The organism is Streptomyces marianii (genome assembly GCF_005795905.1).
GTDB classification, from domain to species: Bacteria; Actinomycetota; Actinomycetes; order Streptomycetales; family Streptomycetaceae; genus Streptomyces; species Streptomyces marianii.
In genome coordinates this window covers 4,475,350-4,491,854 of record NZ_VAWE01000001.1, presented here as the reverse complement: position 1 = coordinate 4,491,854, position 16,505 = coordinate 4,475,350, and the positions used below count along the sequence as shown (strand labels likewise).

General features: G+C 69.8%; 18 protein-coding genes, 1 tRNA gene, 1 pseudogene and 1 riboswitch. Of the genes and pseudogenes, 8 read left to right on the top strand and 12 right to left on the bottom strand.

The window, feature by feature from the left end:
- Window positions 1-8: 8 nt before the first annotated feature.
- Window positions 9-144, bottom strand: a riboswitch (cyclic di-AMP (ydaO/yuaA leader).
- A gap of 306 nt (window positions 145-450) precedes the next feature.
- The 6 genes from FEF34_RS20260 to FEF34_RS20230 all read right to left on the bottom strand — a co-directional run bounded on the left by FEF34_RS20260 (window position 451) and on the right by FEF34_RS20230 (window position 6,013).
- Entirely contained in the window at window positions 451-1,590 is a 1,140-nt protein-coding gene (locus tag FEF34_RS20260) for a PP2C family protein-serine/threonine phosphatase (protein ID WP_138054427.1), read from the bottom strand.
- Between the two features lie 205 nt (window positions 1,591-1,795).
- On the bottom strand, window positions 1,796-2,548 hold the full coding sequence (locus tag FEF34_RS20255; protein WP_138054426.1) for a MerR family transcriptional regulator: 753 nt from the start codon (window positions 2,546-2,548) through the stop codon (window positions 1,796-1,798).
- Between the two features lie 136 nt (window positions 2,549-2,684).
- Window positions 2,685-2,758, bottom strand: a tRNA-Met gene (locus FEF34_RS20250).
- A 164-nt stretch (window positions 2,759-2,922) separates the two neighbouring features.
- Window positions 2,923-3,123: a DUF5988 family protein gene (locus FEF34_RS20245; RefSeq protein ID WP_138054425.1), complete on the bottom strand. Its 201-nt coding sequence runs from the start codon at window positions 3,121-3,123 to the stop codon at window positions 2,923-2,925.
- A gap of 466 nt (window positions 3,124-3,589) precedes the next feature.
- A complete protein-coding gene (locus FEF34_RS20240) occupies window positions 3,590-4,630 on the bottom strand; it encodes a hypothetical protein (protein ID WP_138054424.1) in 1,041 nt (346 codons plus the stop codon).
- Window positions 4,631-5,248: 618 nt separating this feature from the next.
- The gene (locus FEF34_RS20230; protein WP_138054423.1) at window positions 5,249-6,013 is read right to left on the bottom strand and encodes a GntR family transcriptional regulator; all 765 of its coding nucleotides are present in this window, start codon (window positions 6,011-6,013) and stop codon (window positions 5,249-5,251) included.
- Window positions 6,014-6,122: 109 nt separating this feature from the next.
- Here FEF34_RS20230 and FEF34_RS20225 point away from each other — a divergent pair, with 109 nt between their 5' ends.
- Window positions 6,123-6,368 carry a hypothetical protein gene (locus tag FEF34_RS20225; RefSeq protein WP_138054422.1) on the top strand — a complete coding sequence of 82 codons (246 nt, stop codon included), beginning with the start codon at window positions 6,123-6,125 and terminating at the stop codon, window positions 6,366-6,368.
- 702 nt (window positions 6,369-7,070) lie between these two features.
- Here FEF34_RS20225 and FEF34_RS20220 read toward each other — a convergent pair.
- Window positions 7,071-7,598 carry an HAD family hydrolase gene (locus FEF34_RS20220; protein ID WP_234043114.1) on the bottom strand — a complete coding sequence of 176 codons (528 nt, stop codon included), beginning with the start codon at window positions 7,596-7,598 and terminating at the stop codon, window positions 7,071-7,073.
- 316 nt (window positions 7,599-7,914) lie between these two features.
- Between FEF34_RS20220 and FEF34_RS43710 the strand changes: the two genes are divergently transcribed.
- Window positions 7,915-8,043: a hypothetical protein gene (locus FEF34_RS43710; protein WP_267905241.1), complete on the top strand. Its 129-nt coding sequence runs from the start codon at window positions 7,915-7,917 to the stop codon at window positions 8,041-8,043.
- A 14-nt stretch (window positions 8,044-8,057) separates the two neighbouring features.
- Window positions 8,058-8,423 carry a hypothetical protein gene (locus FEF34_RS20215; RefSeq protein ID WP_138054420.1) on the top strand — a complete coding sequence of 122 codons (366 nt, stop codon included), beginning with the start codon at window positions 8,058-8,060 and terminating at the stop codon, window positions 8,421-8,423.
- A gap of 241 nt (window positions 8,424-8,664) precedes the next feature.
- On the opposite strand, the gene FEF34_RS20210 is transcribed toward FEF34_RS20215, so the two are convergent.
- Window positions 8,665-9,006, bottom strand: a complete 342-nt coding sequence (locus FEF34_RS20210; RefSeq protein WP_138054419.1) for a hypothetical protein — start codon at window positions 9,004-9,006, stop codon at window positions 8,665-8,667.
- Between the two features lie 8 nt (window positions 9,007-9,014).
- Complete coding sequence (locus FEF34_RS41350; RefSeq protein WP_171053023.1) at window positions 9,015-9,164, bottom strand: hypothetical protein; 150 nt, start codon at window positions 9,162-9,164, stop codon at window positions 9,015-9,017.
- Window positions 9,165-9,290: 126 nt separating this feature from the next.
- Here FEF34_RS41350 and FEF34_RS20205 point away from each other — a divergent pair, with 126 nt between their 5' ends.
- On the top strand, window positions 9,291-10,025 hold the full coding sequence (locus tag FEF34_RS20205) for a translation initiation factor IF-2 (RefSeq protein ID WP_138054418.1): 735 nt from the start codon (window positions 9,291-9,293) through the stop codon (window positions 10,023-10,025).
- A 402-nt stretch (window positions 10,026-10,427) separates the two neighbouring features.
- On the opposite strand, the gene FEF34_RS42075 is transcribed toward FEF34_RS20205, so the two are convergent.
- Window positions 10,428-11,462 carry a DUF6415 family natural product biosynthesis protein gene (locus tag FEF34_RS42075; RefSeq protein ID WP_199800684.1) on the bottom strand — a complete coding sequence of 345 codons (1,035 nt, stop codon included), beginning with the start codon at window positions 11,460-11,462 and terminating at the stop codon, window positions 10,428-10,430.
- Window positions 11,459-11,665, bottom strand: coding sequence for a hypothetical protein (locus FEF34_RS20195; protein WP_234042470.1), 207 nt, complete (start codon window positions 11,663-11,665; stop codon window positions 11,459-11,461). Before FEF34_RS20195 ends, FEF34_RS42075 begins: the two co-directional genes overlap by 4 nt.
- Window positions 11,666-12,030: 365 nt before the next feature.
- On the opposite strand from FEF34_RS20195, the gene FEF34_RS20190 reads away from it, so the two are divergent.
- Entirely contained in the window at window positions 12,031-13,107 is a 1,077-nt protein-coding gene (locus FEF34_RS20190; protein ID WP_234043111.1) for a hypothetical protein, read from the top strand.
- Window positions 13,107-13,655 (top strand): GNAT family N-acetyltransferase, encoded by a 549-nt coding sequence (locus tag FEF34_RS20185; RefSeq protein ID WP_138054416.1) that lies wholly within the window; start codon window positions 13,107-13,109, stop codon window positions 13,653-13,655. The genes FEF34_RS20190 and FEF34_RS20185 overlap by 1 nt, the downstream gene beginning before the upstream one ends.
- Window positions 13,656-14,182: 527 nt before the next feature.
- Here FEF34_RS20185 and FEF34_RS20180 read toward each other — a convergent pair.
- Window positions 14,183-14,866, bottom strand: coding sequence for a hypothetical protein (locus FEF34_RS20180; protein WP_138054415.1), 684 nt, complete (start codon window positions 14,864-14,866; stop codon window positions 14,183-14,185).
- A gap of 194 nt (window positions 14,867-15,060) precedes the next feature.
- Here FEF34_RS20180 and FEF34_RS20175 point away from each other — a divergent pair, with 194 nt between their 5' ends.
- Both FEF34_RS20175 and FEF34_RS44270 read left to right on the top strand, forming a co-directional pair.
- Window positions 15,061-15,762 carry a hypothetical protein gene (locus tag FEF34_RS20175; protein ID WP_138054414.1) on the top strand — a complete coding sequence of 234 codons (702 nt, stop codon included), beginning with the start codon at window positions 15,061-15,063 and terminating at the stop codon, window positions 15,760-15,762.
- Window positions 15,759-16,493 (top strand): annotated as a pseudogene (locus FEF34_RS44270) (site-specific integrase); the annotation flags it as partial. The gene FEF34_RS20175 and the pseudogene FEF34_RS44270, both read left to right, overlap by 4 nt.
- Between the last annotated feature and the right edge of the window lie 12 nt (window positions 16,494-16,505).

Sequence of the window (16,505 nt, the reverse complement as noted above, 5' to 3'; positions counted from 1 at the left end):
GGCGTTCTCCTTTCCTTCCTTCTCGCCTACCGGGTTAGCTGACGGGTTCGGAGCAGGAAGGTCTCCTACGGGCACCGCGAAGTGCCCGATTCACCCCAATAGTTGGTTCCCCGGTTCCCTTGCGGGATTCGGCGCGTGCGCACGGTGCCGTCTCTGGCGACGACTGGGACGACCGCGCTGCGTTATCGAACGTTAATAGAGACCGAGCCCGGATTCCAAGGCGTTCCGACTGATCATTAAGGATGTTGGCCGGGACTTACCTGCAACAACATCCCCGAAACGGACAAGTTGATGGACCTTCATTCGACCCAAAGCTTCTGATGGTTCGTCAGTTGTTATGCGGAGGGCTCCCCTCCGATCACGTTCCGTGGCATTGCGCTTCTCAGGCAGCCCTCACGCCCCACATGCCTCACCGGCACCGAACCGCCAAGTGGCGAGGCGCCCCGCCCCTCACGGCGGGACCGGCGCCATCCCGCGCCGTGGCGGCCTCCGCCCCTCCCCCCGGGTGACCGCGAGCAGCGCCATGTCGTCCGTCGCCGCCCCTCCCGTGTGCCTTCGCACATCGGCGACGACCGCGTCCAGCAGTTCCTCCGGGCCGGAGAAGGCCCGGCCGCCCAGCCGCCGGCGCGGGTCGTACATGACGCCGTGCGCGTCCCGTGCCTCGGACAGGCCGTCGGTGTAGAGGAGGAGCGTGCCACCGGGCGGATAGGGGGTCTCGGACGTCCGGTCCGGCCAGGCCCCGAGGCCGATCCCCAGGGGCAGCGCCCGCTCGGGCGGATCCAGCACGACCAGCGCGCCGTCCGCCCCGAGCAGCAGCGGCGGAGGGTGCCCCCGGTTGACGATCCTGATCCGATCGCCGTCACGCGGGATCTCGGCGAGCACGGCGGTGGTGAAGCCCTCGACGGCGCCGAACCCGGATTCCCACGCGCCCTCCCGTGCGAGCGCCCGCTCCAGCCGCTGCGCCACCCCCGCCAGCGAGTCCTCCTGCTCGGCGGCCTCCCGGAAGGCGCCCAGCACCAAGGCGACCGTCCCGACCACGCCCAGACCCTTCCCCTGCACGTCGCCCACGATCAGCCGCACCCCGTACGGGGTCTTCTGCGCGGCGTACAGGTCCCCGCCGATGAACGCGTCCTGCTCGGCCGCCTCGTACCGGGCGGCGATCTGAAGGCCGTCGATCCGCTCGTCCGGCGTGGGCAGCACGGCCCGCTGCGCGGCCTCCGCGACGACGCGGGCCGACGCCAGGCGCTCACCGCTGCGCCGCACGATCCGGTTGATGAAGAGGGCCAGTACGGAGACCGTGAACACGGTCAGCGACTCGGTGACGGCAGGGATCCCCTGGAGCCTCTCGCTGTAGACGTGCATGCCGGTCACCGCCGCGCAGGCCGCCACCCCGGTGGCCAGTGTGTAGAGCATCGAGAAGAAGGGTGCGGCGATCAGCGGCGCGGCCGTGAAGAGAGGGGCCGCGGTGAAGGTGTCCGGCGTTCCCAGGTCGTAGAAGACCCCGCCCACGATCAGCAGCCACGGGAGTACCGCGACGAAGCGACGGCCACCGTTCCCCCGCTGCCCCTCGCCGCGTTGTCGATGCCGCACCAGTGGTCTCCCGCCGCGTCCGTCCCGGGGTCGCGGACGGTACCGCGCCCCATCCAGGCTGGCGGCCGCCGCGCCGCACCACGAGTCGCCATCGGCCAACCGGCCGAGAGCCCCGCGGCGTCGCGCGCGACGGTCACCAGGGGCCCTCCTGATGGCCGCGCCGCACCGGGCGACCGGTCGCCCGGCCGGGTGACCGCCGACTCGGTTACCGGTCGTCGCCGAGACGGCGCTCCGCGTAGACCTTCAGGGCGTCCCGGACGAAGACCGCGGTGCCCTGACCGTGCCGGTCGTAGTTGGCCGTGAAGCGCGGGTCGGCGACGTACATCTCGCCCAGCCCGTTCACGTACGACCTGGTGGGGGTGGCCGTCACCGACAGCCACTCGCAGTGCCGCCGGGCGATGTCCTGGACCTGGTCGCTGTCCGGCGCGAGCCCGTCCCTCAGAGCCTGCCCGAAGTCACGTGCGATCGCGACCTGGCGGTCCTGGAAGTCCCGCTTCTCCTGCGCGCTCAGCGAGCGCCACCAGCGGTCGCCCTTCTGGTACGCCTCGCGGCCCCAGCGTGCGGTCACCTCCTCCTCGTAGCGGGTGTGGTCGAAGCCGTCGAAGACCTCTTCCGCCATCAGTTCCTCCCCTTTCTCGGTCCGGTCGAGAGTGGTCCGCACCGAGGCGATCTGCCGCCCGATGCGCTCCCGCTCCTGCTCCAGCAGCCGAAGGTGCGTGCGCAGTGCGGTGGCCGTGTCCCGCTGGCCTTCCAGGGCCTGCGCGATGGCGGGCAGGCCGAGGCCCAGCTCCCGCAGCAGCAGGATGCGCTGCAACCGGACCAGGGCTTCCTGGTCGTAGTAGCGGTAGCCGTTGCTGCCGATCCGGCTCGGTACGAGGAGGCCGAGCTCCCCGTAGTGACGAAGCGTGCGGCTCGTCGTGCCGGCCTTCCTGGCGATTTCCTGGATGGACCACTCCATGCCCGAAACGCTAGATCTTGACGTTGCGTAAAGGTCAAGCCGAAGAGGACCGGGCCGGGGAACGGGCATCGGCGTACCCGGAAGGGAGACGCACCGAGGGCCCGGAACCATGTGGTTCCGGGCCCTCGGCCTTCAGTAGCGGGGACAGGATTTGAACCTGCGACCTCTGGGTTATGAGCCCAGCGAGCTACCGAGCTGCTCCACCCCGCGTCGGTGAACACCACCTTACGCCATACGGAACAAGATCAACTCCATTTCCCGCAGGCACGGCCGCCGAACGTGTGGCGAAACCGTGAGCAACCACGCATACAGGGCCCCCTTTCCGGGGCGGCAGACCCGTCCGCCCCGGTTCTTTCCAGCCCGCCGACCTGCGGTTACTCCGCGACCTCGGTGCGTTCCCACCACTCGTAGACGGTCAGCCGCCCCTCGGGGGCGTCCTCGTGGCGGGTCGTGGCCTTGAAATGCTCGTAGCCGCCGCGATGCGGGATCTTCAGCTCCTGCCCCGGAGGGGTGATCGGCACGACCTGCCCCCGCAGATCGTCCGGCCCGCCCTCGAGGCGTGCCTTGCTAGCCATACCTCCAGTTTTCCCCCTCCCCGGACCACCCCGCACGCCCGCGGCGCCGATCACCTCGTCCAGGTGTCCCGCCGACGGACACCGACGGGACGCGGGCGAGCCGGCGGGGGCGCTCACGGGCGTCCCCCGGGAGCGGGACTCAGCGGACCCGGGATCCGGCCGGGCGCATGGAGACGTCCCTGTCGGACTCGAACCCACGACCAACAAACTCAGAACGTCCCGGCAGGGTCCTGCCGGGACCTCCGCCGGACAGCCCACCGGTCCGGAAACGCCTGGCCAAACGGAGCGCTCATCGGAGTCTCCACGTGGACGGCGTCCCACGGAGTGGAGCAGCTGATCTCGGCCGGGGCGGGTTCGCCGATGAGTCGGCGGCTGCGGCTTGACAGGGGGCCGGGGCTGTACCCGGCGCACCGCCCTTCGCCGGAGGTACGCCGGGATCCGGCCGCCTCGGCCGGGGGCGCGGAGGTCACTCCGGGATCTGGATCTCCAGCGGGCCGCAGCCGAGTCGCTTCGCCTCCGCGGCCACATACGCGGGGAAGACTTCGCGGATGAAGGTGTAGTCGCGGAAAGCCCTTCGCTCCTGCGCGATGAAGACGACATCGCCCTTCGGGCACTCGGCCCGCAGCGCGGCGACGGTCGGGGAGTAGGAGCCTGCTCGTTCGGATGCGCCGGTCCTCATGGACGGGCCGCTGTGGATGGCGGCCGTTTCCACAGCGCCGGTGAGAACTTGCTCCTGAATCGTCTGGAGCCGCAGCTGCGGGCGAACGGTGTCCCCCGCAACGATGTCGCAGGTGCGGACGGGGCTGTTCTCTCCGGCCGAGGTCCGTATGCGGACGTCCGACTCCGTGTACGGTTCGGGCAGACGCAGTCCCTCGAGCCCGCACAGCTCGCCATCGGCGCGCATCGCCTGGAAGTCCGGTACGGCGGTCAACGTGCCAGGCTCGGGGAGTGAGCCTGAGCACCCGAGTTCCGCCATGGTGGCGTTCGCGACATGGACGGCGGTCCGGGCGAGGGCCTTGTGGAACGTGGCGTTTCTGTCTGCGTCCTGGGTGTTCCGGATCTCGTCGTCGCCCATGGCGACATCCACGACCGCCGGGCCCGAGAACATCCCGGACTTGGAGCAGTTGTCCGGGACCGCCACCCAGGCGCGGGTGTCCGAGGCCATACCCAGCAGCCCGTCGCCCATAGGAGTCAGCCGGGACGACAGGAACTCCTCGGCCCAGGGGATGTTGCCCTTCTCCAAGCCGTCGAGTCTGTGGACCCGGACATCGATCTGGCGGCCCGGGGTGCCTCCGTCGTCGCTCGTGATGCGGCAGCTGCCGTGCAGCGGCACATCCGACGTGCGGGACCACGCCGGCCGTATCTCCGCGTCCTCGGTCTCCCAGCCGCCGAGGAGTTCGTCGAGGTCCTGGTCCGTCACGGAGTCCCAGCAGGGGGAGCCGACAAGGGGAAGCGCATCCGTCTGCCAGGCGACGACACCCGCGCCGAGGAGCGTCCCGGCGGCCACCAGAGCAACAGCGCCCAGCAGACGGCGGCGACGGCCCGCAGCCGAACCGGTCGGCCCATTGGGTGTGGGGCATGCAGGTGGGGAGGGCTCCGAACCGGGGCCGAGCGCTGCAGAGGCGGTTGAGCTCGGCGGCGACCCGTACGGCCCTTGCTTGTCGGTGCTCATGCCGCCCCGTCCCCCTGGTTGCCCTGACTCTTGTCGTATCGCCTGCAGAAGCGTAGGGGCATTGCCCTGGAACGCCGACGAGGGCAGACCACCCAACACTGCCACTGCGCGTCGGCCGCGCCCGCAGCCCAGATCGGGTCCGGACCTCACGGACCGCCGCCCGGGCTCCGAGAAGAGCCAGGACCCGCCGGACCACGACGCGACGCGGGACCCCGCCGGAAAAGACCGGCCGTGACGGCCAGTGCCCCGACGGGGACGGCATCCGACCCCCGTCCAGCGACCCCGACGCGCTCGTCTGCCGCCGCGACGGCACACCCGCCCCCGAACCAACCGAGCGTCGCGGGCTACTGTCCGCGGGCCTCGTTCCCCAGCACCGCCAGTACCCCTGAGCACGACGCGCCCCCTCGCCCGACCATCACGGTCGAGCGAGTGGCCGGTTTCGCGCGTCCGGGGTCAGGCGCCTGGCCGCTCGATGCCGATCTCGTAGGCGATCTCCCACCGAACATCGGCGACGGTGATGTCTGCGGTTTCCACCGGCCGCCCCTCGGTGTCGTAGTACGTCCGCTCAATCTCGGTGATCAAGTCGCCGACAGAGATGCCCAGGAGGTTCGCCTGCTCCTGCGTGGCGCGCGCCGGGCGCGGGACCTCGACGGCGGTCTCGATGATGACGCCGATGGACCGCATCCGCTCGACCACACCAGCGCCCGCGTGCGGGCCCATCTCCGGAAGCACGATCGGCGTGCCGTCCGTAATCGCCATCGGCTCCCATGACTCCGACAGTTGGACCGGCTGGCCATCGGCAAGGAACTCGTAGGCGGTGCGGACGCACGGGTCGCCTGGCGTGATCGCCAGCCGCTCCGCGATGCGCTCTGGCGCTGGAGTGCGCGCCTCACTCCGCGACTCCCAACTCCCAGCCCTGCCCTGCTCCCTCATGTCCGCGCGGAAGGGGCTGCCGCCGCGCCGCTCACGGTGGCGTGAACGCACCATGCGCAGACGCTCGCGCGGCCGACGGACGTAGGTGCCGGATCCGGCGCGGCCTTCGAGTAGGCCTTCGATGATGAGCCGCTCCATGGCCCGCTGCGCCACGGACTGTCCGACTCCGTACTCCTCGGCGAAGCGCGCTCGGCTCGGGAGCTTCTCGCCGACGGACCACTCACCGGACTTGATGCGGTCACGCAGAGCGTCGGCCACCTGTAGGTAAGGCGTTTCGCGTGGCATATGCGCAGCTCCGGGGGTTGTACGTCGACATTGACAAAGCTAACCCATCAGGTTGAAGCTGAATACTCAGCATCACGAAACGTGATGGACTGATCACCAGGGGAGAGCTGTGCCCACTGTGCCTCCGCATGCCGTCGCCCTCTCGGGCATGCTCGCGGCCGCGACCAGCAGCGAGCCGCGCATCACGGAGACACAGGCCGGCGTCCGCATCGAGGTCGACCTCCCCGACGAGCTCAGCCCCGTCACCCGCTCGACCATCCTCACCGCCCTCGGCGGCGCCGGCCGCTACGGGCACAGCCGCACCGAGGCCGGCGACAGCGTGTGGGGCGAAATCGACCGAGAGGCAAAGCGATGAACCGGTGCGACTACTGCGGCCACAACCACAGCAACTGCGTGGCGATCGGCATCGCCCACGCCAACTCGGGCCCCTCACCCTCGCGTAACACCTTCTCGGACCGCCCCGGCCCGCCGTCCCCGTCGGCAGGCCGGGGCTTCTTCATGTCTGGGCCAGGGGCGAATGGACTTGATCGTCAGCGCTTCGGTTGAGCATCGGTTGAGCACGCGCCCGGTATGCCCGACCCCAAACGAGATCAGCACCCGGCCGGACAGTGCCTGACCAGGTGCTGAGCGAGTAGGCCGTGTGGGACTCGAACCCACAACCAACGGATTAAAAGTCGAGGACAACGAGTGACGGCGATCGACGGACCATGCCGGGCTGTGCCGTTCGAGCAGGCCAGAGGCGGTGCCGCACATCCCGGGTGTCGGGCAGTACCAACTGGCCCGAGGGCGTCCGGGCTCACATCGGGCTCACATGGAGGTCCGCTGACCTGCGCGTTCAGGCTGTTTTCTCTTGGGGCCGTTGATACCCCAGCCGCACTTCGCGATCACCTGTTGAGCTGTTACCGATAACATCTTGCCGGTTACCCTTGGCGGTGTCGACGCCAGAGGAGCCAGTCCAGGACGTCAACGGGCTGGAGGTTCAGGACGACTGCGTCGAGCAGGCGACGGATCTCGTTGGCGGTCACACGCAACATCGTGAGGCATTACCGGGAAGGGCTCACTGCCCGCCGAGTCGGAGCACAACAATCACGTACAGGCTCACGGACACCGCCAAGAGCAGAAAGCAGAGAACAGTGTGGACGGCGAGCCCACGCCCCGGGTCAAGGCCCAACTCTACCCGGGCCGCACGGCTCACCCGGGGCCCGGGGACACCCCGCGCCGCGTTCGCGTCCGCCTTCTCGATCGCTCGGCGCAATTTCCGGCGACTTCTCTCGGTTGCGATGCCCAGGCGCACACCACAAGCGTCGCGCACCACCAGGGTCCGGTATGGGCGACCGTACGAGAAGGTCGTCAGCAACCGGACCGTGGTGATCCGGTTCAGGTCGACAGACCGTTCCCCGGTCAGGGTGTGCGCGGTCAGACACGACGACGAGCGCCGGAACGGGGCCTTCTCCTCGCACAGTGCGGGGAGAAGGACGAATCCGACGATTCCGGATAGCAAGCCGAGCACGAGCGGTGTGCCTTCGGAGACCGCCCCCGCCCGCGCCAGTCCGTAGCCGCCGAACGGTAGCAGAAGAACCGTCACCGCCAAGCCCGATCCCACACGTGCACGGGCCAAACCACGGGCCGTGGTTGCTTCCACTGAACACCCCCGTTTCTGCCGACAGGCACCATCATGCATGCGCGGCAGAACCCGCCGCTTGACCGGTGCCCGGCATCAGCGACGCGGCCGCTCCTGCCGCCCAGCCGACCGACGCGCGCGGCGTGCGGTGATCACGCCAAGGTCGGACCGCATGTGGGGCGGCACGACAAGCTTTGGAGCATTGAACAGGACAACGCTCACCTCGCACAGCAGGGGGACCAGAGCAATAGCCAGTGCGGCTATCAGAAGGTAAGACGAGATGTCGGCATCCGAGTCCAGCAGAGCCAGCCAGATCAGCGCCGCGATCCCCCCAGAGCGAGGTAGCCGTTGCCGGGACCACCGCGTGGCGGAGCTGGGGGCGGAGATCTCCACGCTGACCATGCCGTGACGAGAGGGGTAGGCATGTCGCAGACCGAGGGCGCACGACTGTTCCGCGAAACCTGGATCGGGGGAGTGCACCAGCACTTCCCCGGCGAGCCGAAGGCCGGCTACGTCACCCCGTGGGACGACACACCGCAGTGGGAGCGCGAGGCCGCGGGCGCCGTCTACGAGCAGGTCCGCCAGTTCATCGAGATCAGCGGCGGCAACACCGGTCGGCTGTCCCGAGAGCAGAAGAGCCGCTTCGTCGCCACATGCTGGACAGCCCAGATGTACAAGCACTTCGAGGACCCCAAGCCCGGCTACGTGGCCGACTGGCCCGAACTGCCGTCCTGGCAACAGGAGACCGACGCCGACAGCTTCGAGGCGATCGAGAAGGCCATGAGCTGACCACCTGTCCCGAGGACGGCGGGGACGTGGGGGACGCTGCTTCCGCCTTCCTCTCTCCCTCTCTTCCTTCTCTCCTGAGCTGAACAGAGAGGAAGGGGGCCGGGATCGTCCCCAGCGTCCTCCTCGACGGGTGGTGTGCCGTTCTCGCGGGAAAGCTCACGGCTGTACGGGGGACGCATCGCGATGCGGGGCGCGTCCCCTGTCGTCCCCCGCGCGTCCCCCAGACACCGCAGGGCCTTTCTCATAGAACGATCACGAGCGTGAACGAGGGCACCAGGGGCACCAGGAGACTTATCGGCCAGTACAGTCGAGGGTTCAGCGTTGTCCTTCGCCGCATGGCCTGGTTGGCAAGCCACCAGAGCAGAGCGAACAGACCCAGCACCGGTACTGCGATCAACATCCAGGGGAGCATGCCGTCGTTCTCCGTCGGACTCCGCTGAGTCCAGCCAATCTCCGCGAGCGGCCAGTTGGCGGCGAAGTACCACAGCAGCCACACCGGAATGACTCCCGGGATTCCCATCAGTAGGTTCACACCCACGGCGATCAACGACCACTTCCGCATGTGCCCAGTATTCACCTCCATGATCGGGGTCAGCCCATGCGCGACAGCGCAGTGTAGTTCTCCAGCACGTTGTACAGGCCGATCAGCTCGCGGCCATACCGCTGGGCATCGTCACCTGCCGGGATGATGGTCTGCGGCCTCGCCGACCCGCGGATGAGGATCGAGATCGAGCCGTACACGCCCGCCGCCGGAACCTCACGGGGTGCGCCCGTGTCTGGTCGCCGCACCGGCTGAGTACGATCACCTACGCCGGTCTGAGTACGCGAGCGGCTGCCCGCCGCGCGCGGCGCCGGAAAGGTGGACGCATGCGCCGACTGCTGCTGCTCGCCCCGCTGTTGCTGTTCACCGCTGGCTGCGCGGTGGTGCAGTCCTCCGAGGACGAGGCGACGGACGTCGCACGGGAGGTGGCCAGAAAGGCGGGCGAGCGGCTCTACGGCCAGCGTCCGCGCACGGCGGAGGAGGTCGGGCGCTCCGCTTCCGGCATCGACGGGGTGGAGGTACTGCGGGTGACCGGTACGTCGACACACGACGGGGACGGCGTCGACGTGGTCGTCCGCACGTCCGGCTCGGCGTACAACAGATGGCGCGATGCTGAGGAGGTCGTCGTGCGGCGCTGTTTCGCGGTGCGGGTGTCGCCCGAGTCGGAGTGGCGTGAGGATCCCCGTGACGTGGACTGCCCGGACGGCCCTCCGCTGACCTTCGCCCCGCCACCAGAGCCGCCCCGGCTGCCGTACAAGGAGCTCCGCGCGAGACTTCCCCGGGTGCCGGAGGGCGGCCGGGTGGACGAGGCCGCGGTGCGCCGTACGCTCGCCGTCCTGGACCTGGATCCGGCGATCCGTACCGAGGTGAAGGCGGACGGCGGCCGGGTCGGCGTTCTCCTGTCGGTAAAGGGCAATGGCTTCGACCCGCAGGACTGCCTTCTTGCCCGCGTGGTCCCCGGCGCCACCGAGGTGTGGGTGCCGCCCCGGATCCAGCGGATGCCCGGAGAGGGTGGCTGTACCGTCGGCAACGCCCTGGACCCGGCACCGCCACCGCACTGAACGGGGTGCCTGGCTCCGGCGGAAAGCCACCTGCACCTTCCCCGCCGCCTCCGCGATGTGGCCCATCGCCTCTACCGCCCCTCAGAAGCGGACCGGGGGCATGAGAGGAACTCAGGACCCCGGCGGGTGACGGCGATGCCCTGGCAGCGAACGTCTTCGAGACCTGACCTCTGACGTCCGGAGACCGGTCATGTCATCGGGGAGTAGGTGACGGCCCATACCTTGCCGTTCTTGTTACTGCTAGACGTACGGGCCACATGGATGCCGCGGGCACGCAGCGCGGGAGCGACCTGGATCCCTGAAAACGGCCAGCCCAGCTCGCCCTCTCCATTTGGTTGCGGACTGAACAAGGAGGCCCGACAAGCGTCTCAGCCCGCTACCTCGAAGGCATGGGGCCGCTCGCTAGTGGCTGTTGAGGTAGACGCGGGCGGCGCGGGTGAACCCCTGGATAGCCTCCTTCAGCCGCGCGATGAGCTCATCTGAGGGAACCTCCTGATCCGTCTCGTTGAGCCGGGGCGGCTGGAAGGGGCCGATCGCCGTCTTGGCCCAGCGGTGTTGGACGGCGACAGCTCGGCGCCTGAGCTGCTCGGCGAGTTCCGCGAGATGATCAGGTCCTTCGAGCGCGACCACGGATTCAGCGCGCGCCAGATCATCGAGGCGGCCAGCGTCGCGGATGTCCTGCTGCCAGGTCGGGGAGGCTTCTTCGAGCCACTTCAAGGCGTGGTCGATGGCCGGCGGAAGGGCGGCGGGGGCCAAAGCGTCGGCGAGGTCGTCCTTGGTTATGGGGTTCGAACTGAGGCAGAGATCCCCCAGCCGGTATCGGGTGGCCGGGCTCAGTTCGTGGTCTTTGAGGCGGGCTCTGTGTACCACCTGCACCAGGTGCGTCACACTGCCAGCGTCACCGAGGTAGGTCCATGCCGCTCGGGTGAGCGCGGCGTACGCGTCGCGCTGGTGCTGCCGGCGAATCGCGTCAACTGGCCCACGGCGCACGGCTCGTGCTTGGGCGCGCCCGGCGGCGTATGCGGCTGCGGCGGTGGGGGTGGTGACAAGTGCGGCTGTGATTGCTGGGTCCATGAGGAGATCTTGTCGCTTCAGGTTCGCCAGGTGGTCCAGCAGCGCGTTGACGGAGCGGGCGAGCCGCTGGGCATGCGCGATGGCCGCAGGCAGGCCCATGCCTGGCGACGCATTCAGGCGCCGCCGCGCCTCGTTGATGCCTGCGAGCGCGCAGGCTCGCGGAACGTCATCGCTCGGCAGACGGTCCGCGCAGCGGAGCACCTCGGGGATGAGCAGCATGACGTGCCCGCGCAGCTGAAGGGTGACGTCGTGCACCTCGTCGTGGGTGGGCAGCTGCGCGTCCGGCCCGAGGAGGCGCCGCGCGTCGGCGCGCATCGCCTCCGTGTCGACGGGCCGCGTCGTCTGCCCTCTGGTGCTGCTCATGCCCGGCCGCCGCGGGCGTGGGGGTGGTTGCGGATTTCTACGTTGTAGTCCGTGGCGAGCGAGTAGTTCCGGGCCCGGCGGGCCTCGCTGCGCTGCCGCTCCAGCGCTGCGCACACCCCACACCCGGCCGCGGGCTTGGGGTCCGCCCCCGGCAAAGGGAGGTGAATCGGCGGGTCCATCGTCGTTTTCCGTACGGTGCTCACGTTCGGCTCCCCTCGGCTCTCCTGCTCACCCCCTGAGCCAACCCCCGCGCGGTACCGCTGACCGGACCTCCCCGCGGACGTTCCGGCGGACTTTCCGACCCCACGCGGACTTTCGCTCCCGGCGCGCCCGCTACGGTCAGTACGAGCGGGCACACCGGGGGTGCGAAGTGGACGAGACACCAACACCGTTCGCGCGCGAGTGCGCGGCACGGGGCTGGGATCATCCGGCCGCGTTCCTGCGTGCCTTCGAGTCGACGGCCGTGCTCGTCGGGGAAGAGGTGGCCGTTACGGACCGCCAGTTCCGGCGTTGGCGGCAGGCTGGTCCACCCCGGCCGCGCCCGCGTGCCTGGCGTGTGCTGCATGCGATGTTCGGCGTGAGCCCCCTCGATCTGGGCTTTCCCGGGCCGGAGCCGAGTGCGACGGTGGAGGCGTCACCCAGCACCATGGAGGAGGTGAACGTGGACCGCCGCGCGTTCGTCGCCGACTCCCTCGGCGCTGCCGCGAGTCTGGCCGTGGGCTCATCCGATGCAGTCGGCACCGCCCACATCCTTGAGCTAAGCGAGGGCCTGCGTTCCCTCTACACCCTCGATGACGCCTACGGCGGCGGTGACGTCCGCTCACTCGCCGTACGACACCTGCGCCGCGTCCGCCGCGTCATCAACACCGGCAGCTACCCGGACACCATCGGCCGCCAACTCCAGCTGCTCGCCGGGGAGACGGCCGAGCAATGCGCATGGCTGTACTACGACGCCGACGACCAGGACACCGCGCGCCGCTACTGGGGCGAGGCGCTGACCACCGCGACGATGCTGCGGGACGCGGGCCTCGAAATCCTGGTGCTCGCCAGCCTCAGCATGCAGGCCAGCTACGAGGGTCGGCCGCGCGACGGCTACGACCTCGCCCGCGCTGCCCACCAGCGCGCCGTAAGCCTCGGCTCGCCCGTGCTGCTCTCGCTGATCGCCTCGCGCGAGGCGCGGGCGCTGACGCTGATGCGCGACCAAAGCAGCGCACGGAAGCGGCTCGCGGACTCGATGCGCATGGTCGACCGCGGGGATCGCGGGCGCCCGGCACCAGAGTGGGCCGCATTCCACGGGCACGCTGAGCTCGACTATGCGCAGGGCTTGCTCTATACCGAGGCGGGCCACCACACGGCCGCGGTGCCATTCCTGCGCGCGGCTCTCGCCCACCAGGACCGTACGTACGGCCGCAACCGGGCCCTGTACCGGCTCACGCTGGCTCGTGGCCTGGTGCAGGCCGGGGAGGTCGACGAGAGCGCGGCCGAGGCTGTCGGCAGCCTGGAGCACCTTGAAGAGGTCGAGTCCGGGCGCGTCACGCGCCGCCTGGCCGAGGTACGCGACCTACTCGCCTCGGCGGACGCGGCGAGCGCTCGCCAGGCGGGCGAGGAACTGACGGAGTACGCCCAGCAGAAGGGAGACGGCTGATGGCCGAGGTGACGTACGAGCGGTACGAGGGGCCGGAGGCGGCCGAGCAGCTCGACGCGTTCCTCCCCACGTATGAGGAGGTGTACGTCGAGCCTCCGTACTGCGAGGGCCCGCGGGACGTCGCCGAGTTCATCGACCGCTACCAGCTCCAGACGCAGCGCCCTGGCTTCCGCCTGGTGCTCGCCCGTGACGGCGGCGAGGTGGTCGGGTTCACCTTCGGCTACCGCCTGCCCGAGGACACGGGGTGGTGGGACAACCTGCTGGAGCCGATGCCGGACGAGTTCACGCGCGAGAGTGGGGAGCGGACGTTCGTCATCATCGAGCTGGCTGTTCGCAAGCCTTGGCGCCGTCGAGGCATCGCGGCCGGGCTGCATGAGCGGCTTCTCGATGGTCTGGCGGTGGAGCGGGTGACGCTGACGATGCGGCCGGAGCCGGAGGCGGCGCCGGCGCAATCGGCGTACGCGTCGTGGGGGTACCGGCAGGTAGGACAGTCCCATCCGTGGGAGGAGGCCCCTGTGTACGACGCGATGGTGCTGGACCTGCGCTGAGGCCCGTCAGCGAGGCTGTGTCCTCAGGAGTCTCACGGCCAGGTCGGACGGTAGTAGCACAGCGTCAATGTCTCTCCAATGGTGAATTCTCCATCGGGGATCTTCAGTGTGCGGCTGGGCAGACTGCCCTGCGGGCATCGGAGCGAGCCCTGTATGACGTATGTCCCGCCCAGGTCGGGGACGAGAGCGCGTACGTCGTCCTCTGTGAGCGTCTGTGCAGCCACTCCAGGGGGGCCCGGCGGGTCCTACTTCTCCGCGGGGTCCTGCCGGGCCGCGCTCGCCGTCTGCGGGGAGCAGGAAGAAGGCACCGGCATAGTGAGGGCCGATCCCAACAGGCCCCCAGCGAGGCCAGCTATCAGGGTGGTCCGTGCGGGTCTGTCGCTCATGGCCGGACAGTAGAGCCACGGCGCACAGCACTGCGCCCGGACCCTCGGGAGGGCGCCGGGCGCTGCTGTGTCTGCCGCGCAGTCTCTCCAGCGAGGGGCCGGCCGCTGCGGTCTTCTCCTCCTCAGTCAACAGACCGAGGGTCAGAAGCGGGAACGCGCGCGTGACTGCGACAGGGCCTGGCGCTGCGCCTCTGCCGCTTCCCGCAGGCGCTGGAGCTGCGGCGGCTGCCGGACTTCGTCCGGGGCGCGTACAGGGCGCATCGCCTGCACCGCGAGCCGGTGATCCGGCCTCGTCGACCGGCCGGCGATCGCTTCGCGCAGGCTCGCCACCTCGTCGAGGTACCGGGCGGTGGTCAGGTGCTCGTTCACCCAGTCGCGGATCGTGTGCATCTCGGAGAAGTCGACGATCGCGGTCAGCGCGCCGCGGCGGGCGGCGTCGTCGTCGAACCGCTCTGCTTCCTGGAGCAGACGGATGCGGCCCATGCGGTCGGTGTCCGTGGCCTTGTCGTACGCGGCCCGGAAGGCAGCCATGAGGACCGCGCGGTCGGCCGGGGATGTGTAGGCGGGGATGCCGGGCCCGGTGGGTACCTGGGTCTCCAGCCATTCGAGACGCTTACGGCGACGGGCTTGGAGCCGGTCCCACGCACCCTGAAGGGCTTCCAGGTACGCGGTGTACGCGGCATCGACAGCCTCGGCCCTCGCGGGGTCGGAGAGGCGGTACGACGACCGGGCTTCCTGCGCTGCCGTGAGGTACTCGGCGTGCGCCTCGCGGGCGGCAGTGACGTCGGGGTCCTGGTCCTGCATGGGCATCGGCTCGGGGGCCATCAGCGGTCCTTCCGTAGGCGGGCGAGGTGCTCGGCGTCGTCCGGGTGCCACAGGCCGCGTGCGGCGGCTGTGACGCCGTGCTGCGCAGCCAGGCGTCGGACGTGCCGCCCGGTCACCCCGAGGCGGCCGGATAGTTCCTCGGTGGTGACCAGGCGACGTGTCGAGGGTGCGCTGATGTCCGCTGGTGTCCGTTCATGCTGTCCGTTCGCGGACAGGTGGTCCAGGGTGGCGGCGCGCAACGCGTCAAGCGCGGCGGCGACTCCGGGCCGGACTTGTCCGCCGTCCGCGCGGTGCCGGGCGAGTTGGGCGCGCAGAGCCAGCCACAGGGGGTGGCAGACCTCTGCGGGCAGAAACACCCCGCCGGCGGCGATAACGGCTGGCGGGCGCGTCGAAAGATCGCCAGTCCTACGGATCTGATATCCGCTGCCGCCGAAGGCCAACCAGATGCCCCCCACTGGGGGTGGAAGTGGGCCGCTGGCTTCGAGTCGCCTGGCGTCCTCTGTGCAGATGGGCGTATCGCCGAGGCTGGCGGGTCGATCGGCAAGTACGACGACGTCACCGACGCCTGGCGAGCGGCTTCCTACCCGTTGCAGATATACCAACAGGAGCAGGCTGCCGCCGACGCCCTGCGCGAGGCGAAGCGTGAGCTGAACTTTGCGCGGCGCGGCTACGGCGAGGACAGCGAGGAGTACCAGGCGGCCAACGCGAGGCGCCTTGACGCCTTGCGAAAGCTCGCAGAGGTGCTCAACGGCATGATGCGCGCGGGCATCCGCGTGCCGGCCTTCACGCCCGACTGGGCCGAGGAGCTGAAGGCCCTTGGTGTCCTCGACCGTCCCGAGGCCCTGCCCGTGCTCACGCCGGACGGGCAGATCGTCCGAGGAGGGGGCGAAGAGTGACGGGTTCGACCTACAAGCGCTGCAAGTGCCCGGCCACGTACGACGACAAGGGCCGGCGGAAGAACTGCCGTAAGGACCACGGCGCTTGGTACTACGTCGCGGACGTCGGCTTCGGCCCCGACGGGAAGCGCAAGCAGGTCCGCAAGGGCGGATTCCGCACGGCGGACGACGCCGAGAAGGAGCTCGCCGAGCTGCTCGGCCGCGTCAACAACGGCAGCTACACCCACGACGAGGGTCAGACCATTGCCACATGGCTCGGAACGTGGCTGGAGCTGAAGGAGCGTGCGGGCCTGCGCCCGTCGACCCTGCGCGCCTACCGCAGCCACATCGATGAGTACCTCGTGCCGCAGCTCGGCCGCCTGCGCTTGCGGGACCTGCGCCCGCAGCACGTCGACCAACTGCTGACCACACTCGACAACGGGAAGCGGAAGGCAGCCACGACCCGCCGCATCCACGCGACGCTGCGCAGCGCGCTCTCAACGGCCGTACGGCGGCGCCTGGTCACCTTCAACGCGGCCAAGGACGTCGACCTCCCGACGGCGCAGCGGCCCAAGGTGAAGCCGTGGGAGCCCGAGGAGCTGGGCCAGTTCCTCGACTCCATCGGCACGCACCGGCTCGGCGCCCTCTTCGAGGTCATCGCCGGTACGGGCCTGCGCCGGGGCGAGGCGGTCGGCCTGCGCTGGGATGACGTCGACCTCGCCCGGCGGGTCATCGTCGTACGGCAGCAGGTCGTGCAGGAGTCG